Here is a 25,705-nt window from a genome sequence, read left to right as displayed (position 1 = left end):
CTGATTTAAAGTAGATATTCGCCTCCTGGATTTATGCTTAAGCTTATAATAGCTATTCTAGATTCTGGCTTTCAAGACATCAGTTCTCTGGTTTGGCTGAGAAATTGTTGGTAGTTTCTGGATGTGTTTGTCCAATCAACCCTATTTTTCAGAACTGGAATAATACTTCTGGTAGAAGAAAAATTATGCAGGAGAATTAATTGGCAAAGAGACAATAAATTTTGTGCCTTTCCCTAGGGTACTTTTGACGGTGATTTTGCCAAAATGCCGTTCGGCAATTTTGCGACAAATAGTTAAGCCAATGCCTGTCCCTTCATATTCTCGCCGACCATTTAACCTTTGAAAAATTTGAAAGATGCGATCGCTATACTTTTGTTCAAATCCAATACCATTATCTTCGATGATAATTTGACAAAATTCCAAACCCACGGCTAATTGGGCTGATTGATTATTTAAATGTTGACTATATATTTTGACAATAGGTGTGATTTGGGTGTGATGAAATTTCAAAGCGTTGCCAATGAGATTTTGCATTAATTGGCGCATTTGCAAGGGATCAGCTTTGATAGTTGGTAAATCTCCAAGTTCTATGGTTGCGCCTGTTTGTTGAATCAGCACTTCTAAATCAGATAATACCTCTTGGGTAATTTGCGCTAAACTTACAGATACAAAAGGCTGCGCTCTGGTTGTTACCCGTGAGAGTGTTAACAAACCTTCAATTAAAGTTTGCATTCTCAAAACAGCATTCTGCATTCTTTCTAAATAATCAGACGCAGCTTCAGGTAAAGAATCACCGCAAGTAATCATCAACCTTTCGCTAAAAGTTTTGATTTTGCGTAGCGGTTCTTGTAAATCATGGGAAGCGATAAAGGCAAATTCTTGTAGTTCTTCATTAGAACGGCTAAGTTCTTGTCGTTGACGAGTTTCTGTTTCTAGAACTTTGCTTTGGGTCAAAGCAATGCCAATTTGATCTGCCAGTTGTTGCAAAAGTTCAATTTCCCAGTTATTCCACTGTCGGGGATGTTCACACTGATGGGCAACTAATAAACCCCAGAGTTGATTTTGCAGAAAAATTGGTACCGAAACAATGGCTTTGACACCCAATTTTTGCAGCATTTTCAAATGTGTTGGTGAGATGTCTGCTGCTTGTTCTTGGTCTAAATTACTAATGGCGTTAGTTTTTCCCTGACTGTATTTTAAAAGGTACATTTGTCCAATAGTTGGCTCGTTACATTCCAGACTTGAGGCCATTGGTAAACCAGGAACCACGGCTTCTTTTAAAATCAAGATTGAGCCATTAGAACGTATTCGTAAAATCACAACTCTATCAGCACACAGTAATTTTTGTACTTCTGTGACACTGGTTTGCAAAATTTCGTCAATTTGGAGAGACTGGCGAATTTTTACAGTGATATCAGCAAATAATTGCGATCGCAAGTTTTGCCATTGCAATTGTGCCTGTACTCGCTTACGTTCGGTAATGTCCATCATCGCACCAATCATCCGCACTGGTTTACCTGTTTGGTCATGGACAATGTAAGCCCTGTCTAAAATGTAAGCATAGGAACCATCATAACGACGAAAGCGGTATTCATGTGACCAATATTGTTGACCGCTATTGATAGCAGCCCACATATCAGTCTCAATTCTTTGTTGATCTTCTGGATGTATGCGTTCATACCACCAACTTAAATCAGCATTCAATTCTGCCAATGGATAGCCAAACAATGTTTGTACAGCTTGATTCCACCATACTTGATTCGTCAGCAAATCCCAATCCCAAATCACATCATTAGTTGCACGGGTAATAATTTGAAATCGCTCTTCACTTTGCCGCAGTTCAGCTTCTGCTTGTTTACGCTTGGTAATATCTATCACTATCCCCAACATCCGCACAGGTTCGCCAGCCACGTTGCGAAAAACTACACCTTTGCTCACTAACCAGCGAATGCTACCATCCGGTAAAACAATCCGAAATTCTACATCATACTCGGCATTTGTTTGAACTGCTCGGATTACGGCGATATTGACAGATTCGCGGTCTTGGGGGTGAACATAGTGCAGAAAAGTTTCATACTGACCATCAAAACTACCAGATTCTAAGCCAAACAGTGCTTCTTTGTTGTCTGACCAACTAACTTGATTGGTAATTATATCCCAGTCCCAAGTTCCCATTCGAGCAGCTTCTAAGGCAATTTTCATTTGGGCTTCTCGTAATTGCGCCTGTTGATTTTGCTGACGTAATTGCTTGATGGCGCGAGATGCTGCTAAAAGATGTCGGATTCTGTGAGATAATACGACCCATTGAATTGGTTTAGTAATGTAGTCGGTTGCACCAACAACAAAAGCTTGCTCTACAGATGCTGGGTCATAGGCCGCTGTAATCATTAATATTGGTGTATCCTGGATATCAGGTAATTTTTTTAGTTGATTGCAGCAAGTAAATCCATCCATGACTGGCATAATGGCATCTATAATTACCATATCTGGATGTAAGTCAGTGTAGATAGTAATAGCTTCGCAACCATTACGAGCTTCTGCGACTCGATATCCTACACATTCCATCAGTTGACGCAATTGAACTCGCGTCACATAGTCATCATCGACAATCAGAATCAGCGCCGAATCTTGATTAGTCATAGTGATTAGTAGTTTGTCATAAATTTTCCTACCTCCCCTACGATGTGTTTATTGATTTATCATTGTTCATTCAGAATTTTATGCAGAACTTGCAGTAATTCTGGGGTAACGTAGGGTTTGGGTAAAAAGACTATAAGACTTACGCAACTAAGATAAAAGATTGTTTAAAAAATTACCAACTAACTGTTTTACAATCCAAAATCCAAAATTATGATCAACTCCATTATGACTAATACATTGACTGCTACCGTTAAACCAAGAAGCGAAGATAGTTTTGCAATTACCTTTGTCCCATTATCCTTAGAGGAAATCTACGCCAAGGCTGATGATCCAGCTAACGGGGCTGTGGTAGTGATGAGTGGTATGGTCAGGAATAATACTGACGGACAAGCCGTAATTGCTTTAGAATATCAAGCCTATGAACCAATGGCAATGCAGGTGTTTTATCAAATTGCTGCTGATATTCGCACCTTTTGGCCTGATATCAACCGAGTTGTGATTCATCACCGTATTGGACGTTTACAAGTAGGCGAAATCAGCGTTTTAGTTGCAGTTGGTTGTCCCCATCGCAGTGAGGCGTTTGAAGCCTGTCGCTATGCTATTGATACTCTCAAGCATAACGCGCCAATTTGGAAGAAGGAGTGGTATAGCGAGCTAGATGGTAAACTATCTAGCAGTTGGGTGAGTATTGGTGCTTGTGAACAGTCAGGACAAAATTGCTAAAATTCCCGATGTAGTTGCCTATGCCCGTGTTTAGTCTAGAGAACAGGCATAAAATTCGGCGGCATTAGATCAGCAAATAGCTCATCTTCAGGCGGCAGGGAAGGTAGTCAACCAAAGTTAAGTGTAGAAGATCAAAAATACCAAAGTGCATTTTGAGCGATCGCAGTTATGTTTAGCTGATCAAGGCTACCAAGGTATCACTAAACTCTATACTCTTAGCTGCATACCCTGCAAAAAACCTCGTGGTGCCAATTTACCAACTTCACAACGTCAGCATAATCGCTTGTTAGCTAGATTAGGTGTTGTTGGGGAACATATCAACCGCAGCTTAAAAATTTTTCGCATCCTTAAAGAAAAATATCGTAACCGCAGAAAAAGGTTCGGTTTACGATGCAATTTGATTGCTGGACTTCTCAATTATGAACTCGCTCTTTTTTCTTGATTCGTGCAAGAGGTCTATTGTTTCTTTTGCCTTTTAAATTTTTACTTTTGCCTTGTTCGGTCATCTATACAGTTCAGTAGCAGCTGATTTTTATATTTCCTTTTTTCAGATATTTATGGTACAATCATAAAAATATTGTCTTTTTTTTAGCGGGATGTAGCGCAGCTTGGTAGCGCACTTCGTTCGGGACGAAGGGGCCGCTGGTTCGAATCCAGTCATCCCGATGTGCATGTGTCGATGTACATTCGCAGATTATGTGTCGCAATATGCAAATTAATGTCGTTTTTTTGCAAATTAGCGTCGCTTTGACTTATTTTTAGAGTCAATTTAATTATACTGATTTTTCGCAAATTAATGTCGCAACTGTGATGTGGTGGAGTGATCCCACTACACTTGTAGAATATGCTAAAAATTTCAGAATATTCCCGAACGAAGTGCGCCTTTCAACCCTCCTAATTGAAACAAATATCTCACCTAGTAACAACAAAAATTTCCTTTCAACCCACCCTTAGCCGGGATGCTTGTTGAAACTTTCGCCTTTTCAATCCCGTCAACCTGTTCCAAAGCCTTTCAACCCACCCCTAGCCGGGATGCTTGTTGAAACTCGACCCGTCTAGAACCCTTGCTATCAAAGCTTTCCATACACATACTTTGGCAGGTCAGCTTAAAATAGTCTCGATCTGAAAATTAAAATACTAAATTTATTGACATACTAGTTTCTTAATTCAAGACTGGATAAGGGTTTTAAAGTTTTGGCGGGACTCCGGGGATTTTGCCCCCACTTTGACACGCCAAAAAAATATTTGGGAGGGTTCCCCCGACGAAGGGGGTGATTTAGTAGCCACCACTGTGGTAATCCACACCGTTATGAATAACGGCTACAGCTAAAAGCCTTACTCCTTATTGCTGGGAGCGCACCTATCCCACCTATAGAATTCTAAAGATGGCAGCATCAGAAGCGGGCAGCTACCAGGGTCAGAAAGCATGACGGTCTTCCAACCGCCAAACTAACCCAGATTTTTCGCAGCACATTGGCTCAAAAGAGCATGAACTACGGCGCTGTTATAAAAATATTATATTTTCAAGGTTCAGATTAGTGAATTAAATTACAGAGGCTTGACGTTCTTGGTAAGCAAAGACGGTTAAATCTCGCGCTTTTTCTTGTGGACTACCTCTGATTGGCTGTGTACCAATTTCAGTAAAAATTCCGGTTTTTGCAGCTTGGGATTTAATACTTTCAATTAATCGACCGTAACTCCAGCGATGAACGCTCATACGATATTCTTTGGCGTATTTTTTTTGAACTTCCTTATTACCAGGGCATTTCTTCTCTGCTCTGGATTGAATTTCGCTAGTGATTTGCTCACGCATATCGCGGAGTTTTGGAATAACTATGCTGCTTGCTTGATAGGTTTTGGCGATCGCCAAAATTGCATCAGCCAATAATCTATCCACGTATTGTCCTAACTCTGATTCACCAAAGGAGTTTGGCGCATTCCGTTTCTGAGCTTTGTGACGTTCATGAGATAGGCGTTGCTGTTGTTGTCGCTGGCGATTGAGAAGGTTGTAGTTCTTGCCAAGTAGTTGTTTGACACTGCGATAAGCTAGAACTTCATTTTTAATAACATCGACTACAGCTACTGTGACTGGCTTTTCTAGACCGAAACTAACACCTACTAGTATTGAGGGCTGACCTTGATAATTAGGCTTGCTGGGACGAGGGAAAGGGTTATTAATCCTATCTAGCGTGGATTGCTGACGAGTGATAAAAGCTTGCTGTTTATCATTGAGTTCATCTTTCTGTTTCGCTTTTGTTAAAGTTTCGGTTATTTTTGTGCTTTTCTCATCAGCTACCTGTTGAGTTCCTTCAATAGTCCACATCCGAGTATCTAAAGAGCAGTAAAGATGTAGTTGATTGACTTTCCAGGGTTCACCTCTGTCTTCTCCTGGCGACCAAGCAAGCCTTCCTGAACGCAGAGTAAACAAACTGCTTGAGTATTGGTTTTTACTATTGCGTTTAATTTCTTGATCTTCTAGGAAGCGTGTGAAGTAGTGCAAATGACGTTTATCGCAGTAAATCTCAAAGGTTAGTTTTCCCAAGCCATTGAACCGAACGAAGAGACGACCTTTCTCATTTTGCAACCATGTCATATCTTCGTTAGATTCGTAAGCCACAGGAAAGGGGACATCAGCAGATTTTCTTAATAGTGCTGCTTGCCAAGCTTTTGCATCATTTTCATTTTGAGGTACATTGGCTGTAGAAATTTCTAAAGTCTTTAACCACTCTTCCCCTTTTAAATCTCTACCTTTAGGTATGCGACTTTGGAGTTGGTCTTTTAATCGCTCAATTTCTATTTCTTTTTTGCGTCTATTTTTAGTAAATTCTTCTGAGTCTTCTTCGAGTTCACTAATTTGACAGTTATTTTTGAGCAGATATGCGATCGCACAATGAGTAAGAGTCTCTTGTGTTTGTTCGTAAGTGTTTAAAAGAATTTGAAAAAGTGAAGATTTTTGTAACTTTGCAGATTTTTTAGTTTTTTTGCTCTTTCTCTGGTTTTTATTCTGCTCGGACTGGGGAGTAAGTTTAGTAAGGATTTCGTTGGCTTTAGTACGAATTGCGTTTAAGCTACATTGGCTTTCTTGTTCGAGTTGTAGATCACTTTTGAGGATTGTCAGCCAACGTTCTTTCCCTTCTATTTGCCGCTTTCTTCGTTTTTGTAAGGCGAACCAAGATTTATATACATAATCTACTAGAGCGATCGCTGAGGTGTAAAAGCGTCCAGGTTGATCGGCAAAACGTTCTTGAGTTTTGAGGGAGTTAACAAGTGTTTTGAGGAATTCAGTAGGTATTTTGCCTTTTTCTAACCAGGGTTCAAATTCTGGGTGTTTTCCTACCTGTGCCAATAATTCATTGACCAATGGTGTATTTTTATCAGCCATGAGTTCCCACAGCGTGCGTAAGGTGTCTTCTCCAGCAACCAGGCGACATTGAATGGTAATAACGCTCATGGTGTCCTCAGCTTTGTGGTTTCGGTAAAACTGACAGGGTGACTAATTGTTTTTTTACTTACTATATTATAGCGCAATACCGCAATAGCGCAATGCCGCAAATGTGTTTTTCCTGAGAGGCTGTGCAAAAATGGAGGCCGCAAGCTTTGGCTTCAAATTAGGATGGCAGAAGAAACTAGAGAAGTTCGGGGGAGACTCCCTAAAGACTTAAAAATCGCGTTTGAAATTGCCTGTGCGCGTCTGGAATTGACGCAGACTGCGGCTTTGGAGGAGGCTATCAAGGAATGGTTGAAAAAACATGAATCTACGTCTAGTGACAAATAGATTGAGTTATAAGCAATAGGATTTGTTTGTGGATTAACTAATTCTTAGTAATGGCGGTTATATTCTGGAACATTTTTGGTTCCGGTATTTCTTATCAAAGTCCTTATATAGACGGTGCAACGCGATCGCATCTTCTCATCAAATCTAACCACCACAATCACATATAAGCTAGACTAACTTAGTTGAAATTAATACCAATTCTCAGTATTCATACTAATGCACTTTTAAACGAGCATTGCTAGATTTTAAACAGGAATATTAGTATATATTTTCACTGAAAAACCATAATTATGTATGTTTTTGATAGGTGGAATATATCAATATTTCGACTAAATAAACTCAAATGACTTAAATAAATCAAAAAATCTGTCCATGAATTAAGTATCAAAAAACAACAGTATTTTTAACAAACGAATTTATAAGTATATTTAAATACCTTTTTCAATACTAAATTCTTATACCCAATTCAAATCTGCGGATTTGCTACTGTAGGCGATCAATCGCTTCACAGGTAATTTCCCATGCAAAAAATAACTTCTCTGTAGTTGGTGTAGGGAATGAATGTTGTAAATGGTCAAATTGTGCGGGTGCGATCGCGGCAGTATCTTGTAGAAGATGTAGTGGCTAAACCTTCTGTAAAGGAAGACACTTTAGTTTGCCTCTCATGTCTAGAAGATGATGCGTTAGGAGAACAGTTAGAAGTTCTCTGGGAAAGGGAAGTCGATGCGAAAGTCATAGGTAAAACTTCCTGGGAATCTATAGTAAACCGAGGTTTTGATAATCCTCGTTTATTCTCCGCTTATCTCCACACTCTGCGCTGGAACTGCGTTACCTCAACTGACCCGAAACTTTTTCAAGCACCCTACAGAGCAGGTATTGAAGTCAAAGCTTACCAACTTGAACCGCTACGTAAGGCTTTATTAATGCCGAGAGTTGGTTTGTTTATTGCTGATGATGTTGGTTTGGGGAAAACCATTGAAGCAGGGCTGATTTTAAGAGAAATGTTGATGCGGCAAAAAGTTCGCCGTGTCGTGATTTCCTGCCCGCCGTCGGTTGTACGGCAATGGCAAGAAGAAATGGAAAGCCGCTTTGGGCTAACTTTTGTGATTTTTGACCGTGAGTTCGTAGCTAGTCGTCGTCAAGAACGGGGTTATGGGATTAATCCTTGGACAACTCACAGCCGTTTCATTATTTCTCATGCTTTGTTACGTGATGAAACCTATGCTGCTCCTTTGCGTGATTGGTTGGGAGATTTTGCAGGCGGCTCAATGCTGATTCTGGATGAAGCACACAACGCAGCCCCAGCTAGTGGTGCAAAGTACGCCGTAGATTCTCAGTTAACACGCACTGTCCGTGACATAGCCCCCAGGTTTGAACATAAGCTGTTCCTTTCTGCTACACCTCATAATGGACATTCCAATAGTTTTGCAGCTTTGTTAGAAATCCTTGACCCGCAAAGGTTTTGTCGAGGTGTACCTGTGCGCGATCGCAAGCTGTTAGATACGGTAATGGTGCGGCGATTAAAGCAAGATTTACGGGAAATTGGCGAAGAGTTTCCTGAACGGCGGGTGATTCCTATCGTTATTGATAACCTTCCAGAAGATGCACCGGAATTGAAGCTGTCGCGGTTGCTGCAAGAATACCGCAGTCTAAGGGAAGAAAGGCTGAAAGAAGCATCAAAGTCAACGCAGAATGCGGCGATGCTAGTAATCACTTCGTTGCAAAAGCGTCTGCTGTCTTCCATTGAAGCTTTTGCACGTACTTTAAAAGTTCATCGGGCGGCTATTGAGAAACAATCTGTTAACCGTTCTGGAAACGCCATCGATAATTTACCATTGCTGTTAGAATCCCCCGGTGCTGACGATGAACGGGCTGAACTAGCAGAAGAAGAAGTACAAGCAGAAGAAGATACTCAGGTAACGGTTGCGACCGGACAGGCTGCAAGCTTTGGGTTAGGCAGTCGGGAATCGGAAATTTTAGAAGAGATGACCGATGTAGCGAACCAAGCTAGATATCAAGCAGACCCACGAGTTGAAAAGTTGGTGGCATGGATTAAACAAAACCTCTGTCCTGAGTTGGGTAAACCTAATGCGGCTTGGTTAGAGAAGCGAGTCATTATATTTACTGAATATACAGATACAAAACGCTACTTACAGCAAAAGCTTCAAGAAGCGATCGCTCTCTCAGATAGAGAACGCGATCGCATTGATGTATTTCATGGCGGTATTGGTGAAGAACGCCGGGAAGCTATCAAAAATGCTTTTAATGCTGACCCATCGCGTCACCCCCTCCGCATTCTCATAGCCACGGATGCAGCAAGGGAAGGGGTAAACCTGCAAAACAATTGTGCTGACCTATTCCATTTTGATGTGCCTTGGAACCCGTCGAGGATGGAACAGCGCAACGGGCGTATTGACAGGAAATTACAGCGATCGCCTATTGTTCACTGCTACTACTTTGTTTTAGCGCAACGGACAGAGGACAAAGTATTGAAAGTGCTGGTGAAGAAGACCGAAACAATTCAAAAAGAATTGGGAGTTCTGTCGCCAGTTGTGCAGAAGAATTTATCGCGGTTGCTGGAAGGTGGTATTCGCCACAATCAGGTAAATAGTATAACTGCATCCATTCAACAAGCTGATTTACCCAACTTATCAGTCATTAACGAGGAACTGGAAGAAAATCGACTACGGAAGGAAGAATTAACCAAAGAATTATCGCAGTTACAGGAGATGCTAAAAACATCGCGGGATTGGTTGGGACTGAGTGATGAACACTTCCGCAATGCTATTTCCGCATCATTGGAAATTCTTGGTGCAACTCCCCTCACCCCAGTTGATAGTCAAGAAGCTTGTGAAGACTCGGCTACTGCACGCTGGACGCTTCCACCCCTTGACCAACGCGCAGACCCCACATGGGCGACTACACTTGATACCTTAAGATTGCCACGCCAGAAAGGACAAAAGCCTTGGGAATGGCGACGAGAAGCAGCAATTCGTCCGGTAGTATTTCGTGACCCTGGTTCATTGGATGGGGATGTAGTTCACCTGCATTTAGAACATCGGGTGGTACAGCGTCTTTTAGGGAGATTTTTAGCCCAAGGGTTTTTACATGATGAGTTAACCCGCGCTTGCGTTTGTCTGACTGATGACCCAATTCCTAAAGTTCTCGCCTTGGGACGGTTATCGGTTTACGGACAGGGTGCGTCACGGCTGCATGACGAAGTAATTGCGATCGCGGCGGAATGGTCAGACCCAGCCGCGAGGGGACGCAAGAAGCTACAACCGTTAAACGAAGGTGAGAAAGACAACGTACTGGCTTTATTGGAAGATTCTTTAGCTTCTCCTCGTTTGCAAAAAGCATCTCAGACGGTTAAGGAACTGCTGAAACAGAATGCTACTCAAGATATTGCTGATTTGATTCCCCATTTAGAACGCCGTGCCAATACTTTGGCGCAAAGGGCTGAGAAAAAGTTAACCGAACGGGGCAAAAAAGAAGCTGTGGAGATGAAAAAAATTCTCGAACAGCAGCAGCAGCGTATTAGCCAACGTAAGCAGGAAATTGAACAAACCAAAACTATCCAGCTATCAATTCCGTTTGCAGAGTTCCCAGTCGAGGAAAAACGGCAGTTAGAAGCAGACCGTCGCCACTGGGAGAAGCGACTGAAAGCACTTGCTGAAGAAATTAATACTGAACCTGCCCGAATTGAGGCTTCCTACGAAGTGAGGGCGGTGCGAGTTGAACCTGTGGGATTGATTTATTTGTGGCCAGTTTCGGGTTGAGGGGGTGAGGAGTATGGTTAAGGATAGAGAAATTCAAGCGCATAAGGAATGGTTGGGCTTTCTTCAGCCAGTGGGGTTGGTAGTATCGCCAACGGCGTTAAATAATGCCCAAATGTCGGTAAATCGCAACGTTGTTGAGTTACAGCAACGGTTAAGCGAAGTAGTAAGCCGAGATTCCGCCGAGGACAGCAGCAACAACACCTGCGTAATTTCCGATTTTCCCACCTTCACAGTTGAAATTCTGGGTTGGCAACCGACAGATTTAGTCGAGAGTCCAGAGGATTTGGCGATATCGCTACCAGAATACGGTGAAACCTTACAAACAACCTATGCCGTACCTGACCCAGATAATGGTGGTTGCTTGATGCTGATACAGGTCATTTCCCTTGGTAGTGAGTTTGATAGGGTCAGAGAAGATATCAAATCTACAGGATGGCACGCCACGCCCCAAGCGAAGTTTGAGCGACTGTTACGGGAGAAGGAAATTCCTGTAGGTATTTTGTGTAATGGTACAGAATTACGTTTGGTATATGCCCCACGCGGTGAATCTTCTGGACACCTGACCTTTCCGGTACAAGCGATGTGCGAGGTATCGGGACGGTTGATTTTGGGTGCAATGCAGATGTTGTTGGAAGAACAGCGAGTGTTCAATGCGCCAACAGACCGCCGTTTAGTAGCCTTGCTGCAAAATAGCCGCAAGTACCAAAACGAAGTTTCTACCAAGTTATCAGAACAGGTACTTGATGCGCTGTGGGAATTACTGCGTGGTTTTCAAGCTGCGAATGACCATGCTAAAGGACTCTTGCTTGATGACATTGCCCAAAACGACCCTCAGCATATTTACGGTGGATTAATTACAGTATTGCTGCGGTTGGTGTTTCTGCTGTATGCAGAAGATGAAGGTTTAATGCCGCAGGGTTCGATTTACACGCGCAACTATTCCGTAACTGGACTTTATGAGAGATTACGTGAGGATGCGGGTAACTATCCTGACACGATGGAACAGCGTTATGGTGCTTGGGCTTGGTTACTCAGTCTTTTTCGCTTAGTTTATGATGGCGGCTGTCATGCTGATTTATATTTGCCAGCGCGTCACGGACAGCTTTTTGACCCGGATGAGTACGCATTTTTAGAAGGTCGTTCTCGCCATACTACCTATAAAGAATGGGAGTTGATTGAACCGCCACGCATTTCTGATGGAGTCATTCACAAAGTATTGCAGGGGTTACTCGTTCTTGATGGTGAACGTTTGTCATACCGTTCTCTAGATGTGGAACAAATCGGTTCTGTATACGAGGCGGTGATGGGTTATGAGGTCAAAAAAGCTACTACATCATCTATTGGCGTATGGAGTAAACCCAAGGGTGCGAAAACCTCTGTCACTGTGGTTGTTAGCGTCGATGAAGTTTTAAGCACCAAAGCCAATGACAGAGCGAAGTATTTAAAAGAAGTAGCAGGTTGTGAAATCTCCGGTAAATCACTGACCGAGTTAAAGCAAGCGAAAACCGCCGAGGATTTAATTGCAGCTTTAGGACGGAAGATATCGCCGCAAACTCCCGCTTTACTGGCTGTTGGTTCATTGTATTTGCAACCAGGGGAAGAACGGCGGCGCAGTGGTTCTCATTATACGCCCCGTGCGTTGACAGAACCGATAGTTAAAGAAACCCTCAGACCTGTTTTGGAAGCGTTGGGTGAACGTCCCACACCAGAGCAAATTTTGGCTTTGAAGGTATGTGATTTAGCAGTAGGGTCAGGCGCGTTCTTGGTGGAAGCTTGTCGTCAGTTAGCAGAAAAATTAGTGGAAGCATGGAATCAACATGGCATGATTTCAGAAGTTCCATCAGATGAAGAACCGTTACTTTATGCGCGGCGTTTGGTGGCGCAGCGTTGTTTGTATGGGGTGGATAAAAACCCGTTTGCGGTGAATTTGGCGAAGTTATCTTTGTGGTTGGTAACTTTAGCCAAGAAGCATCCTTTTACATTTTTAGACCATGCGTTGAAATGTGGTGATTCGTTGGTAGGTTTAACCCGCGACCAACTTGTTAAGTTTAACTGGGAAAAAGACACTACCTATGATGATAAAGAATTGCCTTTATTTAATGAGCAACTAAATAAGGTTAAGTTTAACCGTGATGAAATTCAAAGTTTAGGCGATGAGAATTACGATGCGAAGCGTGATTTTTATCAAGCAACAGAGGAATTATTACATGATGCTCGTCTTAAAGGTGATTTAGTGATTGCTTCTTTCTTTGCTGCGGAAAAAGATAAAGCGAGGAAAGAGGAGCGAGACGGATTATTTCAGAAGTATTTTAAATGGCGGCGAAATCCAGATGAGAGCGCAGAGGTTTTAAGTATTAGTAGAAATTTGCGCCAAGCAGATAAATCTGTGCAACCGTTTAACTGGGAGATTGAATTTCCAGAAGTATTTGATAGAGAAAATCCAGGGTTTGATGCAATTGTTGGTAATCCACCATTTGCGGGTAAGAATACAGCGATAAATGCCCATACAGATAGATATATGGACTGGTTGAAAGTGGTTAACCCAGAATCACATGGTAATTCTGATTTAGTTGCTCACTTTTATCGCAGGGCATTTGCGCTTTTAAGAAAATCAGGTTGTTTTGGTTTGATTGCGACTAATACTATTGCTCAAGGTGACACTCGTAGCACTGGATTGAGATATATATGTGAGAATGGCGGTACTATTTACAATACTCAAAAGCGGTTAAAGTGGCCAGGTTTAGCCGCCGTTGTTGTGAGTGTGGTTAATGTTATTAAAGGCGATTATCAAGGTGTAAAGTTATTAGATGGGCGCAAAGTAGATTTAATTTCTGCATTTTTATTTAAGTCAGGTGGTAATAACAACCCTGCTGTGTTATTAGCGAATGCTGATAAAAGTTTTATTGGTAGCTATGTATTGGGGATGGGTTTTACATTTGATGATTCCAACCCTGAAGCTACATCTATTGCAGAAATGCACCGTTTGATTGAACGAAATTCTAAAAACCAAGAGCGAATTTTTCCTTATATCGGTGGGGAAGATGTTAACTCTAGTCCGAGTCATGAACATCATCGTTATGTGATTAATTTTGGTGAAATGAGTGAGGCCGAGGCTAGAGAATATCCTGATTTGATGCAGATTGTAGAAGAAAAAGTTAAAGAAAAGCGCGGTAAACATTCAACTGCTGCTTGGTGGCAATTTGAACGGCTAAGAAAAGAATTGTTTAAAGCGATCGCACCTCTCGAACGGGTGTTAGTTCTTTCTCTGCACTCGCAATATTTATCATTTGCATTTTTACCAGCAAACAGTGTCTTTTCGCATGGGTTAGGCGTTTTTGCAGATCAAAGATATTCATTCTTCGGCATAGTTCAATCCTGCATCCATGAAATTTGGGTTCGCTTTTTTGGTTCATCATTGGAAGACCGACTACGCTACACTCCCTCCGACTGCTTTGAAACCTTCCCCTTCCCCGAAAACTGGGAAACCAACCCTACCCTAGAAACCATAGGCAAAGAATACTACGAATACCGCGCCGCCTTAATGGTTCGCAACAACCAAGGACTCACCGACACCTACAACCGCTTCCACGACCCCGACGAATACGACCCCGAAATCCTCAAACTCCGCGAACTCCACACCGCAATGGATAAAGCCGTCCTCGACGCTTACGGCTGGTCAGATATCCCCACCGACTGCGATTTTATTCTCGACTATGAGGAAGAGGAGGACACAGAAAACAGCAGTGGACGACAAAAGAAAAAACCCTGGCGTTATCGTTGGCGCGAAGAAATCCACGATGAAGTTTTAGCACGCTTGCTTGATTTAAATCAAAAACGCGCCGAGGCAGAAATTTTAGGCGGTAAAGGTGCTGAGAAAGGGAAGGGTAAAGGTAGGAAATCTACAAAAGAAAGTAAAAATAGTAAAAATAAAAATGATACGGTCATTATTCCAGGAATGAACGTAAATTAGATTCAGTAGGCACAGACCAAGGTGAAAAAATGACTATTAAGGAACAAATTACACAAGAATTAGAAAAATTACCTGAACCAATTTTGCAGGAAATTTTAAATTATGTTCAATTCTTGCAAGCAAAGTATAACAAGCAAAATCAAGTTGAAGCTACTAATAATACTGCCATAAAGTCAACAGGTGCATCTCTTTTAAAGCATTTAGAAACTATTGGTGATTGGCAAGGCGATGATTTACAAGAATGCTTAGAAGAAGTGATTTCAAGTCGTGGAGAAGCTAAATTCAATTACAAATTTAACCCTTTTGACTAATGTATGTACTTACTTGATACTAATCACTGTAGTCTTGCTATTTTAGGCAATACTGAAATTTTGACTCACCTTGCGGAATTAGAAACCAGTTTTATTGCAACCTGTGTAATTGTGCAGGGAGAGTTAATAGATATGGCAGAACGTTCTCAAAAACGTGAGAGTAATTTAATCCTTGTAAAAAACTTTCTACAAGGTATATATATCTATAATATTGACCAAGAAACAGCAAATATTTACGGTCAAATAAAATCTGATTTATTTAAGCAATTTGCGCCAAAAGAAAAAACCAAGCGGAGAAAAACGAAAATTACTGATTTAGGTTTTGGTAAAAACGATTTGTGGATTGCTGCAATTGCTTTACAACATAATTTAACTCTTGTCTCAGCCGATAGTGATTTTAAACGTATCCAAGAAATCAAAACATTATCGCTTGAATCTTGGTTGACAAGTTAACATCAACCCAGAAATGTATGCAATTATAAACTCCTTAAGCTGTCATTTAAAATCCCTGTCGGTCTAACTATCAATACAATTCTGGAAAAAGGGGCTAACTTTTACTAGTAACACTCTTAAATTTTTATGAGGAACTAATTTGTCATATTGCAAGCGACCAAGAATTATGCCTGGATGCCTGCTTTGAGTCTGAGCAAATTCTTCGATACCTTTACGAGAAAAGACTTTTTTGCTCCTGAGAATAAAATCTTGATATGGCTGAGGATGTATTAACCATTCAGCAGCTTTCTGATTCGCTTCTATTTCCTCCTCGTTCTCTTCTAAAGCGTCTAAATTGTCTAAGTAGCTGCCTTTATGCCCTAAAACTATATGTGCTAATTCATGCAGGAGAGTAAACCAAAATGAGTCAATTCGGTCATATCTTAGTGTCAGTGCAATAACTGGGTTACTCTCTAAATAAAAAGCTGCACCATCTAAATAGGTTTTACTCAAATGCGGGACAATTACCAAATGTACACCCAAATCTCCTAGTAATTTAGGAATTAGCACAATATTTTCTACTTTTTCGGCACAAGCAAGAATTTCTGATATGGCATTTTCTAATTTTGTGCGGTCAAAGCTTCTAATTTTCTGTTGTTTAGCTAGATTCTCAACTCGTTTTAGCCAAGCTATGCGAGAAATATCTTCTGGTCTTCTATGTTCTGAACAACGAAAATTAACACTTAACTTAGGTATTTCATCTAAGGAATGTATGGAGAAAAAAATTACATATTTGCTGTTCTAGACTATCAATAGAATCTGTTTTTTTTTATCCACCCATTTTTGATTATTTCAGACATGGGAAGAATTGTATATAATTGACTTTTACGAGTTATACTTTGCTCCTTTTCCTCCTGCTTTTTTTCTTTTACCGCTAGATGAAGCCGATATTTTGCTTCTAAGTTTGTCCAAAACTCAGCAGAAGTACCCAAAGCTTGCGACAATTCAATTGCGGTTTCTGGTGTAATTTGCTTGGTTCCCCGAATAATTTCGTTGATAGTTTGAACTGGACGACCAATAATTTCAGCTAAATCTTTTTGCGTCCAGCCACGCGCTTCTAATTCTCGACTTAAAATTTTTCCAGGTGTTGGTACTCTTGCTGGTGTTAAATTCTGGCTCATATTCTTATCTCCCCTGCTGTATCGGTTAGTGGTAATCCTCAATATCGAGAATGGTCAGGTAATTACCCTGTTCATCTTTATCCACTGTCAAAATCAAGCGCCACTGGTCATTTAAACGTAAGGAACGCTCTCCTGCTTTCCCTCGTTTTCCTTGCAGTTTCTCAAATCGCAATCCCTTTTGAGCATATAAGTCTCGTTCGTCTACAGCAGCATCAATAATTGCCATTACCTCAAAAAAGTCATCAACCACACCTGGGTATTTATGAGCATCTTTTTCTTCTGTATAAAGTGCTTCGAGTTTCTTTTTCTTAAAGATAAAACGCAAAGCTCCCCCCAAGTAAATGCAGTGGATTCTGCATTATATTATGATTCGATTCAGTCTTGGGGTGAATCACTGATATTTAAATTATAAATCTTAATGAGACAAGAGTTTTAAGCTGTTTGTAAAAGTTTGTCAGTTAATGATGAAATTTAATTAAAAGCTGCTCTGTCAAAGGTTTTGGCGTTTTTATTTAATGGAACACTTTGCTTGAGTCTAATTCCTATATAGGACAATTGTACTATTAAGCGTGATTAAGGTCAAGCTTTTGATTTCTTTATGAATATGTACGGACAATAGTTATTTTTATCTGTTATACAAGAGTTAAAAACTATACATGATGATATCAGCCACTCCTAGCGAAGTGCGATCGCGCCTCATCGAAGCCTTACAACTTGACCTTATAGGCCCCACCCCTGATGATATTGACCACGCAGAAGAAATTCTCGACCAAGCACCATCAAAGTGGTATCTTACAGGTTTTCTTGTTCCGCATGGCGCACCCATCGAACAGCGTGGAGATGATACGGCTGATGATGATTTAGACCAATTACAAAGGGGTAGCGCGGGTGAAGATGAAACTGTCCCAGACAAGCCATTCGCCAAGAAAGCTTTTTTCCCTTCATCGATGGGTTTAAGTTTTCTGGTTGCTGAAAACGCCAGTCAACTTAATCTCACAGTGCAATGGGGTGATTACTTCCCAATAAAAGATAATACTGCTGCACAATCTCAAGATGATTCTGGTGCGGAAGAAATTGTCTCACCCCTAGAACTAGAAACTACAAACCCCCAAGAGGAAGCAAATAACAATTTATCTGGATGCTGGAAGCGGATTCCACGCCAAGCCAAAATCACTGTACCTCTAATGGGCGATCGCAATCCCGAACAATTAGAACTGGGTTTAGGTTTAAGTAGTCCTAAACAATTAAAATTACAGCTTCATCAAAACCCAAAAACTATTCTTATAGCTGATAGCAACGGTTTACAACTTGTCGTCTCCATCCGTCCTGTAACATCCAAAGAACTTGTCCCGGCTGGAACTCGTTCTGTTTCTGTATTTCTTGTCAATAATCGCCTCTCCACCTCAGATAAACAGCGCGATATTAGCTATATTTTTCAAACCAGTTTAATCATCCATACCCCAGAACCATTAGTAGCCCGTCCCAACTTACGCGGACGAGATAATCATGATTGGGATGAAAACGTCGCAGATTTACAATACCGCGATGATTATGAATATGCAGTAGGTCATAACGTTAGTGCGATCGCACTTACCAATCCTGATGGTAGCTGTCAGGAAATACGTACAGCATGGATACCTACGGCTGATGTGGAAAAGGTCATCGCCACCCAAGTAAAAGATGTGGAATTGGGAATGGAAGCCTTAGCCAACGCACCCACACCAGCAGCATTACAAAATATGCTGAGTCCAATGGTAGATGCTTACGCTGATTGGATTCAAGAACAACACACAAAATGTCCCACCGAACCCAAGCGGTTAAATGTCGCCCTAGATTTACTCCGCCGTGCGGAAATTTCTAACAAGCGCATCAACGCAGGTATCCAAGCCTTAAATGACCCACAAATATTTGAGGCTTTCTGCATCGCTAATCGCGCCATTGCTACAGCTATTCGCCAACGTAATACTCATGGTAAAAGCACTACTCCTGAAACAGAAGCACCACCAAAATGGCGACCCTTCCAGTTAGCCTTTTTACTGATGAACTTGGTAGGCATAGCTTACCCCGAAAATGGCGATCGCGAATTAGTCGATTTGCTATTCTTCCCCACAGGTGGCGGTAAAACCGAAGCCTACTTAGGACTCGCAGCCTTCACCCTCGTCCTACGGCGACTGCGTTATCCTGGTGTCAAATCGGCTGGTTTAAGCGTCCTCATGCGCTATACCCTGCGTCTTTTGACCCTCGACCAACTCGGAAGGGCGGCGGCGATGATTTGCGCCTTAGAACTGGAACGTCAAAAAAACCCGCAGAAGTTGGGAACTTGGCCGTTTGAAATTGGGCTATGGGTAGGACAAGCCGCAACACCCAACCGTATGGGTAAGAAAGGAGATAACGACGAAAACAGTGCTAGAGAACGTACTCGTGCTTTTGTTGGAGATAACGGGCGTAACCCATCCCCTATTCCTTTAGAAAATTGTCCTTGGTGTGGGACAAAATTTGATCGCAACTCATTCCAATTATGGCCGACTACTGATCAACCAATTAATTTACAAGTATTTTGCGCTAACCGTCGTTGTAATTTCCGTGGTGATAATCCTTTACCAATAGTCGCAGTAGACGAGCCAATATACCGCCGCTTACCTTGTTTTATTATCTCTACAGTAGATAAATTCGCCAGCCTGCCTTGGGTGGGAGAAACAGGCGCATTATTTGGACGAGTAGACCGCTACGACAATGATGGTTTTTACGGCCCCACTCAACCAAATCGAGGTAGACCCCTTGGCGGTTATTTACCACCACCAGATTTGATTATCCAAGACGAATTACATTTAATTTCCGGCCCCTTAGGAACAATGGTAGGTCTATACGAAACCGCTATTGATGCTTTGTGTAGCCAAGAAATAGAGGGTAAAAAAAATTCGTCCAAAAATCGTGGCTTCCACTGCGACAGTCCGCCGCGCCAGCAAACAAATTCAAGCTTTATTTGGGCGCAGTGAAGTTGATATATTTCCGCCACCAGGGCCAGATAGACGCGATTCATTCTTTGCTAAAACCGTCCCTGCTACAGTAAAGAACGCCCGTACCTATGTAGGAATTGCTGCTCAAGGACGCAGCTTAAAAGTAGTACTATTGCGTAGCTATTTAGCATTATTAGGCGCAGCCCAAAAGCAATGGCTAGAACAAGGGGGTAAGAAAAACTCTGAGAACCCAGCCGACCCTTACATGACGCTGTTAGGTTACTTTAACTCCCTACGTGAACTAGGTGGTAGTCGGCGCATTGTTGAGGATGAAGTTAAATCTCGTCTATTGCGTTACAGCCAGCGTCAGCGAGTTGGTGAAACTTCAGGGTTATTTGCTGACCGGAAAATTGATGATGAACCAGAAGAATTAACCTCCCGTGTCAGCACTAGCGAAGTTGCAGATACTAAGCGGCGAATGGAATTAACCTTTGAGCAAGACGACAAGGTTGATGTAGTTTTAGCAACAAATATGATTTCCGTAGGTTTGGATATAACTCGCTTGGGTTTAATGGTAGTTCTCGGTCAACCCAAAACAGCCGCCGAATATATCCAAGCTACCAGCCGTGTAGGACGGAATGAGGAAAGACCGGGTTTAGTAGTGACGTTATTGAACATTCATCGTCCACGCGATCGCTCTCATTATGAACGCTTTTTTGCTTGGCATTCAACATTTTACCGAGCAGTAGAAGCTACCAGCGTTACACCCTTTTCTCCCCGCGCTATTGACCGAGGTATTGCCGCCATTACTGTTGCTTTGGCACGTCTAGGACATCCAGGGATGACAGCGCCAACTCGCGCTTTCGATATTACTCAACATCGCCAAGAATTAGAGTTTGTTGTTGAAACCATTGCACAACGCGCAGAGGTTTGTAAAAACGACGAGGATGATGCAGAAGAAACACGTCACAAAGTCAAAGGACGAGTAAAAAACTTACTAGATACATGGGAAAGCATTGCTAATAGCGATGGAAAAATTAGCCTCCAATATCAGCGTGAAGTAGGCGAAGCACCACCACTAATATTTGATCCCCTCGACCCCGAATTAGAGAATCAACCACTAGAAGCACGAAGCTTTAAAGCCCAGCGAAGTTTGCGCGATGTCGAACCAACAGTCAATCTGTGGGTGATTAACCCTTACGGAAATGAGGTAGAAGAGAAAGGAAAATGAACAAATCTCACAAAAAAATTCCCCCAGCCGGACAAGTGCGCCAAAGCCAAATTCTTTCTACCTTTGGGCCTGGGGCGATGGTAGACTTACCTGAACATTCCATATTAGTTGCTGGGTTGAATCATTGGCGTGGTGACAGAAGGTGCATCTTTGAAGACCGATTAGCAACTAGAGTTGCTGAAATTTTAGAAGTCTCCAATATTAAGCTGTATGCACCACCAGTTGACGAACAAGACCCTAAAGCCCCCCGCACCGGAATTAATGCTTTTATGTTTCCCATTTGGTTTTTAGCCCAAGTTAAAGAAACTTGGTACGATACCAAAACTAAAAAAACATTCCGCACTCGCCCTCTGTTACCGTGGGGTAATTTGGTTAGTGGTAAATATCTGAGTGCCGAGAAAAAACCTGTACCAGTAGTACCTGTACGCTTTGTACAAGCCTGCGTTAAAGGTCATATTAGCGATATTGACTGGTATCGTTTTGCCCATAATGACCCTGAAAATAAGTGTCGAGGTCAGCTATGGTTAGACGAAGGTGGTTCTGGTAACGACTTCGCTGAGATTTATGTGCGTTGCGAAGCCTGTAAAAAACGCCGTCCCCTTGCTGATGCAACAGTTCGCAACGGTAAAGTCTTAGGCCCATGTCAGGGACATCGCCCTTGGCTTGGTTCTTTTGCCCAAGAACCTTACTGTATTCGTGAATCCACAGGTCTACCAGAATACAATCGTTTATTAGTTAGGTCTGCCAGTAACGCCTATTTTTCGCAAACTCTCAGTGTTATTTCCCTCCCTGATTCAGACGCAGCTTTACAAAAAGCAGTAAATTCAGTCTACGAAGATTTCCTTAAAAACATAACAACACTTGAACAACTTACTCTTGTTAAGAGTCTAATGTCCAAGGTAGCCACAAATTTAGAAGGATATAGCAATGAAGTTGTTTGGCAAGAAATTCAAAGGCGACAAAGTGGACAAGGTAAACCAAATAAAGGTATTAAGCAAGTAGAAATAGAGACATTGCTTTCCAGCCCCGTCGAAGTTGGGGAAGATGTACCAGACGGTGATTTTTATGCTAGGTCACGTAGTTTGGGTAATTTACAGCCTGTTTTTTCTTCCTGTATTGAACGAATTGTTTTAGTCCATCGTTTACGTGAAGTAATTGCCCAGGTAGGTTTTACTCGCTTTGAAGCGGAAATGCCAGATATTGATGGAGACCTTGATATTAGCGTCAGGCGTGCTGCACTAGATATTGAAACTACTTGGGTTCCTGCAATTGAGAATAAAGGCGAGGGTGTATTTATTGCTTTCCGTAAGGAAGCTATTGAAAATTGGTTAAAGCGAGAAGCGGTTAAAAAGCGGGGGAGAGAATTATCAAGAGGATTCGATATTTGGTGTGCGCGTAAAGGTATCGACCAGGAAAAAGAAAAAGTTAAGTTTCCTGCCTTGCCGTATATTATGCTGCATTCTCTATCACACTTATTAATTATGGCTGTATCGTTAGAATGCGGTTATGCGGCTAGTTCCATCCGCGAACGCATATATGCTGGTGAATCTGGTTATGGCATTCTTTTATACACTGGTTCAACTGGTTCAGAAGGGACTTTAGGCGGACTGGTAGAAGTTGGCAAACGCATTGAACACCATTTGGAAGTAGCACTAGAGCAAGGGAGATTATGCTCCAATGACCCAGTATGCGCTCAACATCGCCCAGATAATGAGCAAGAGGAGCGTTTTCTGCACGGTTCTGCTTGTCACGGATGCTTGCTAATTGCAGAGACATCCTGTGAACGCCGCAATGAGTTTCTTGACCGTGCCTTGGTTGTTTCTACAGTTGAAGGTTTAGGAGCAGAGTTCTTCCCTGAATAAAAACCAATGGCTTTTTTGCAACTGAGCCGCCCAACTTTACTAAAACTAGCCGCAGCACTAGAAAACGGCAGACTATACCCTCCTTTTCTAGTATCGGCAATCATTAACTACGTACCTGCGACCTTAAGCCAAACAGTAGTTGATGAACTTAATCACCTTACTTGTGAAGGCGTAAAATGTAGTCACATTGCTTATACTCTACGCTTATTGGCAGCAGAAAGGAGTGCATCTCAACAAATACGCGATCGCATTGAGTTAGTATGGACAGGCCCAGAGGTGACTGGTTCTCAAAGCCGTGATACTAGCGTCGTTGTCCGCGAACTATTTAGTAAAGCGAAAAAAAGTGTTCTCATCTCCAGCTTTGCCATTGATAAAGGTGAGAAAGCAAAAAAATTATTCCAGGTACTTGCGGAACGCATGGATGCTAACCCAGAACTATATGTACAAATGTTTCTTAACATCCAACGTCCACATTACAGTGAAGTAGCAGAGTCAGTAGACTTGTCCGGAAACTCCAAAGCCAGACTGTTCAAAGCTTTGGGGCAAAACTTTGATATTTGCGTAAAAACGTAATAATCAGGATTTGAGATAGTTACTGTTAGTTTAGAGGCATAAAAGTTAACTTCTCCTTTTTTAAATTTTCTGATTATTAGTAGTAGCTAATTTGGCAGGATTAAGCTACCAATTCTCAGCCTGACTAACCTGCAAACTGTTAAAATAATCTGCTCATACGTCTCAAGCTTTAAGCGAAATCTTTGTGAGGCTATCCGGAATATTTTAAGCAATCGAATCAAATGTTCAATGAATATACGATTGCTAGACAAAGCCTTATTTTCATCTCTTTGCTGTTGAGTTAATTCTTGTTTTGGCTTTCTTTTGTGAGGAGTAGTAATGTTTTCGCCACCTTGAAAAGCCTTGTCACCTGAAAAAGGTTGAGACTTATCAAACTTTTTCTGAGATTTACGAAACAAATTTATATCTGCTGTTGGCCCAGGAACGCCGACTTCTAATTCCACAATATCCTTACCTTCTGGTATACCAATCATTAAACTTTTTAATGTATGTTGCCTTTTCTTACCAGAAAAATATTTTTGTTGTTCTTTTTGGTCGGAATCCCTATATATTTGCTGTTCTAAGCTATCCACTAATAGCCGAAAATTGGTTAATACTTCCTGAACCAAGAGTAATTCGCTTTCATTATTTGAGACTTGTTCTAATAAACTAGCTGGTAAAACATCTCGCAGTATTGGTATCCAATAATGAAAAGTATCGTTGGCTTCCGTTTTGGAAACCCCAAACAACATTCCTAATACTTGAAATGTCGGCATCTGCCTTAAATAAAATAAGCATAAACAAACTTGTTCTTGGATTGATAACAATTCTTTACGACCTCCACCAGCTGCATTAATTCTTATTTTTTGGCTTTGGAGTTTTGTTTTAATTTCTTGCTGACGCTTTATCGCGCAATTAAACAGTTTTTGCAACTGTTCATAACTAATCCCTAAAATTTGTTTTGTTCGGCGGGGATATTTCTGGATATAATCAAAAACCATAACTAATATCGAAAAATGGTAGACGCTCAATTTAACGTTTTACCATTTTTCTTTTCCTAAGTTAATATTTCGGACAAGTCTAGTGTTATTGAGAGAATTTGCACACACATTTCGCCGCGATATCTGGACAGGGGAGAGATTACCAGAAGTTTTTTATGATTCGCGATCGCTAGCAGTGGATGTTAAGCAAAAATCATCTCTGCACGCCAAGTGCATTGTTGTAGATGAGGAATCTGTGCTAATTACATCAGCTAATTTTACAGAAGCCGCCCAGGAACGCAATATTGAAGCAGGTGTTTTGCTCACTGACTCAGCTACAGCCCAAGCGTTGCGCTTGCAGTTTGACAGTTTGGTGTCTCACAAAATCCTGCGTCCTATTCCTGGGATTTGATTGTTTATGCGCTCGCCTACAATGAAGCGTAAGCCCATCCCACTTAAACTAGATCAGCCTGAGAAACAACATTCCCTTCACCTTCATCTGGCAGATATTCCAATAGTTCCCCTGGTTGACAATTCAACGCCTTGCAAATGCCATTCAATCGTTCCGGTGCTAATCTTGGCATTTCATCAACCTTACGCAATCTATAAATTGAGTTTTCAGTTATACCAAGTATCATAGCTAAATCCTTATTTTTAACCCGCTTTCGCGCCATCACTTCATTTAATTTCCAGCGAATCACTTGATTCTCAGACATAGACTACATCACCAGTTTAGTCGCTGCTAGATGTAGATTTATCTACTCGTCAGTATTCTATTTAACAAGTAGATATATAAAACTTACAGTGTTATATATCTACACTTGACGCAAATCTACGTGTCGCGTAGATTAAATTATAGACAAAAACAAATGCGATCGCCCTCCGGGAAGAGACTGCGATCGCATTTTGTACAACCCCATTCACGAGGTTATTCATCATGATTGTACAAGATGGATTTGATAACCACACCTTGACTCAACTAGAGTTTGAGGATTACATTGAGCAGCTAGGTGAGGTAATAGCAGCAGAAATCGAAATCGATTCAGTAGCAGATGTGTTTGGACTGTTGTATCGAGTTTGGAATGGTTCTAAGCTACTTGGTACTTTTTACCAAAATCTGCAAGAAAAATGGATAGCACAACCCTGTAATAGCGATATCAGAACCAGTTGTGACACTCCAGAAGCAGCACAGCAAATCATTGTTGCTGTGAATGGCTTACCTATAGCAGACGTAGCGTAAAACCTATTATTTTTTCTATCATCAACTAGAGACGTGATCAACTCTGTAAACACGTCTCTTTTGTACTATCAT

General features: G+C 41.5%; 19 protein-coding genes, 1 tRNA gene and 1 pseudogene. 13 read left to right on the top strand and 8 right to left on the bottom strand.

Features of this window, described 5'->3' with window-relative positions; translation table 11 throughout:
- Nucleotides 1-183: 183 nt before the first annotated feature.
- Complete coding sequence (locus ACX27_RS21935) at nt 184-2,640, bottom strand: PAS domain-containing protein (protein ID WP_062295518.1); 2,457 nt, start codon at nt 2,638-2,640, stop codon at nt 184-186.
- 225 nt (nt 2,641-2,865) lie between these two features.
- On the opposite strand from ACX27_RS21935, the gene ACX27_RS21930 reads away from it, so the two are divergent.
- The 3 genes from ACX27_RS21930 to ACX27_RS21920 all read left to right on the top strand — a co-directional run bounded on the left by ACX27_RS21930 (nt 2,866) and on the right by ACX27_RS21920 (nt 4,029).
- Nucleotides 2,866-3,363 (top strand): molybdenum cofactor biosynthesis protein MoaE, encoded by a 498-nt coding sequence (locus ACX27_RS21930; RefSeq protein WP_062295506.1) that lies wholly within the window; start codon nt 2,866-2,868, stop codon nt 3,361-3,363.
- Nucleotides 3,364-3,508: 145 nt separating this feature from the next.
- Nucleotides 3,509-3,805, top strand: a complete 297-nt coding sequence (locus tag ACX27_RS21925; protein WP_062295504.1) for an IS5/IS1182 family transposase — start codon at nt 3,509-3,511, stop codon at nt 3,803-3,805.
- A gap of 150 nt (nt 3,806-3,955) precedes the next feature.
- A tRNA-Pro gene (locus ACX27_RS21920) sits at nt 3,956-4,029 on the top strand.
- 877 nt (nt 4,030-4,906) lie between these two features.
- Here the strand turns inward: ACX27_RS21920 and cas12k are convergent.
- On the bottom strand, nt 4,907-6,814 hold the full coding sequence (cas12k, locus tag ACX27_RS21915) for a type V CRISPR-associated protein Cas12k (RefSeq protein ID WP_062295502.1): 1,908 nt from the start codon (nt 6,812-6,814) through the stop codon (nt 4,907-4,909).
- A 162-nt stretch (nt 6,815-6,976) separates the two neighbouring features.
- On the opposite strand from cas12k, the gene ACX27_RS35470 reads away from it, so the two are divergent.
- The 5 genes from ACX27_RS35470 (at nt 6,977) to ACX27_RS21895 (ending at nt 15,651) form a co-directional block, all read left to right on the top strand.
- Nucleotides 6,977-7,138, top strand: a complete 162-nt coding sequence (locus tag ACX27_RS35470) for a hypothetical protein (RefSeq protein ID WP_015115426.1) — start codon at nt 6,977-6,979, stop codon at nt 7,136-7,138.
- A gap of 557 nt (nt 7,139-7,695) precedes the next feature.
- Complete coding sequence (drmD, locus tag ACX27_RS21910) at nt 7,696-10,917, top strand: DISARM system SNF2-like helicase DrmD (RefSeq protein WP_062295500.1); 3,222 nt, start codon at nt 7,696-7,698, stop codon at nt 10,915-10,917.
- Between the two features lie 13 nt (nt 10,918-10,930).
- Complete coding sequence (locus tag ACX27_RS21905) at nt 10,931-14,887, top strand: Eco57I restriction-modification methylase domain-containing protein (RefSeq protein WP_062295498.1); 3,957 nt, start codon at nt 10,931-10,933, stop codon at nt 14,885-14,887.
- 29 nt (nt 14,888-14,916) lie between these two features.
- The gene (locus ACX27_RS21900) at nt 14,917-15,198 is read left to right on the top strand and encodes a DUF2281 domain-containing protein (protein ID WP_062295496.1); all 282 of its coding nucleotides are present in this window, start codon (nt 14,917-14,919) and stop codon (nt 15,196-15,198) included.
- Between the two features lie 3 nt (nt 15,199-15,201).
- Nucleotides 15,202-15,651, top strand: coding sequence for a type II toxin-antitoxin system VapC family toxin (locus ACX27_RS21895; protein ID WP_062295494.1), 450 nt, complete (start codon nt 15,202-15,204; stop codon nt 15,649-15,651).
- Nucleotides 15,652-15,714: 63 nt separating this feature from the next.
- On the opposite strand, the gene ACX27_RS34185 is transcribed toward ACX27_RS21895, so the two are convergent.
- From ACX27_RS34185 to ACX27_RS21885, 3 genes are all read right to left on the bottom strand, one after another.
- On the bottom strand, nt 15,715-16,200 hold the full coding sequence (locus tag ACX27_RS34185; RefSeq protein ID WP_235526317.1) for an ImmA/IrrE family metallo-endopeptidase: 486 nt from the start codon (nt 16,198-16,200) through the stop codon (nt 15,715-15,717).
- Between the two features lie 239 nt (nt 16,201-16,439).
- Nucleotides 16,440-16,811, bottom strand: a complete 372-nt coding sequence (locus tag ACX27_RS34180) for a HigA family addiction module antitoxin (RefSeq protein ID WP_235526316.1) — start codon at nt 16,809-16,811, stop codon at nt 16,440-16,442.
- A gap of 25 nt (nt 16,812-16,836) precedes the next feature.
- Nucleotides 16,837-17,136, bottom strand: a complete 300-nt coding sequence (locus ACX27_RS21885; protein WP_062298497.1) for a type II toxin-antitoxin system RelE/ParE family toxin — start codon at nt 17,134-17,136, stop codon at nt 16,837-16,839.
- Nucleotides 17,137-17,470: 334 nt separating this feature from the next.
- Between ACX27_RS21885 and drmA the strand changes: the two are divergent.
- From drmA to ACX27_RS21870, 3 genes and pseudogenes are all read left to right on the top strand, one after another.
- A pseudogene (gene drmA / locus ACX27_RS21880) lies at nt 17,471-20,999 on the top strand (DISARM system helicase DrmA).
- Complete coding sequence (drmB, locus tag ACX27_RS21875; RefSeq protein WP_062295492.1) at nt 20,996-22,861, top strand: DUF1998 domain-containing protein; 1,866 nt, start codon at nt 20,996-20,998, stop codon at nt 22,859-22,861. Before drmA ends, drmB begins: the two are co-directional and overlap by 4 nt.
- A 6-nt stretch (nt 22,862-22,867) precedes the next feature.
- The gene (locus ACX27_RS21870; protein WP_235526313.1) at nt 22,868-23,434 is read left to right on the top strand and encodes a hypothetical protein; all 567 of its coding nucleotides are present in this window, start codon (nt 22,868-22,870) and stop codon (nt 23,432-23,434) included.
- A gap of 86 nt (nt 23,435-23,520) precedes the next feature.
- On the opposite strand, the gene ACX27_RS21865 is transcribed toward ACX27_RS21870, so the two are convergent.
- Nucleotides 23,521-24,345: a transposase family protein gene (locus ACX27_RS21865; protein ID WP_335337729.1), complete on the bottom strand. Its 825-nt coding sequence runs from the start codon at nt 24,343-24,345 to the stop codon at nt 23,521-23,523.
- 151 nt (nt 24,346-24,496) lie between these two features.
- Here ACX27_RS21865 and ACX27_RS21860 point away from each other — a divergent pair, with 151 nt between their 5' ends.
- Nucleotides 24,497-24,805, top strand: a complete 309-nt coding sequence (locus ACX27_RS21860) for a phospholipase D-like domain-containing protein (protein WP_235526312.1) — start codon at nt 24,497-24,499, stop codon at nt 24,803-24,805.
- Nucleotides 24,806-24,848: 43 nt separating this feature from the next.
- Here the strand turns inward: ACX27_RS21860 and ACX27_RS21855 are convergent, their stop codons facing one another.
- A complete protein-coding gene (locus ACX27_RS21855; RefSeq protein WP_062295487.1) occupies nt 24,849-25,109 on the bottom strand; it encodes a helix-turn-helix domain-containing protein in 261 nt (86 codons plus the stop codon).
- A gap of 91 nt (nt 25,110-25,200) precedes the next feature.
- A complete protein-coding gene (locus tag ACX27_RS34965) occupies nt 25,201-25,332 on the bottom strand; it encodes a hypothetical protein (RefSeq protein WP_256364354.1) in 132 nt (43 codons plus the stop codon).
- Between ACX27_RS34965 and ACX27_RS21850 the strand changes: the two genes are divergently transcribed.
- Entirely contained in the window at nt 25,331-25,633 is a 303-nt protein-coding gene (locus tag ACX27_RS21850; RefSeq protein ID WP_062295485.1) for a hypothetical protein, read from the top strand. The genes ACX27_RS34965 and ACX27_RS21850 overlap by 2 nt on opposite strands.
- Nucleotides 25,634-25,705: the final 72 nt, after the last annotated feature.

Origin of the sequence: Nostoc piscinale CENA21 (genome assembly GCF_001298445.1) — a bacterium.
GTDB classification, from domain to species: Bacteria; Cyanobacteriota; Cyanobacteriia; order Cyanobacteriales; family Nostocaceae; genus Nostoc_B; species Nostoc_B piscinale_A.
The sequence above is the reverse complement of the archived record's forward strand: the minus strand, read 5'-3'. Positions and strand labels throughout refer to the sequence as shown.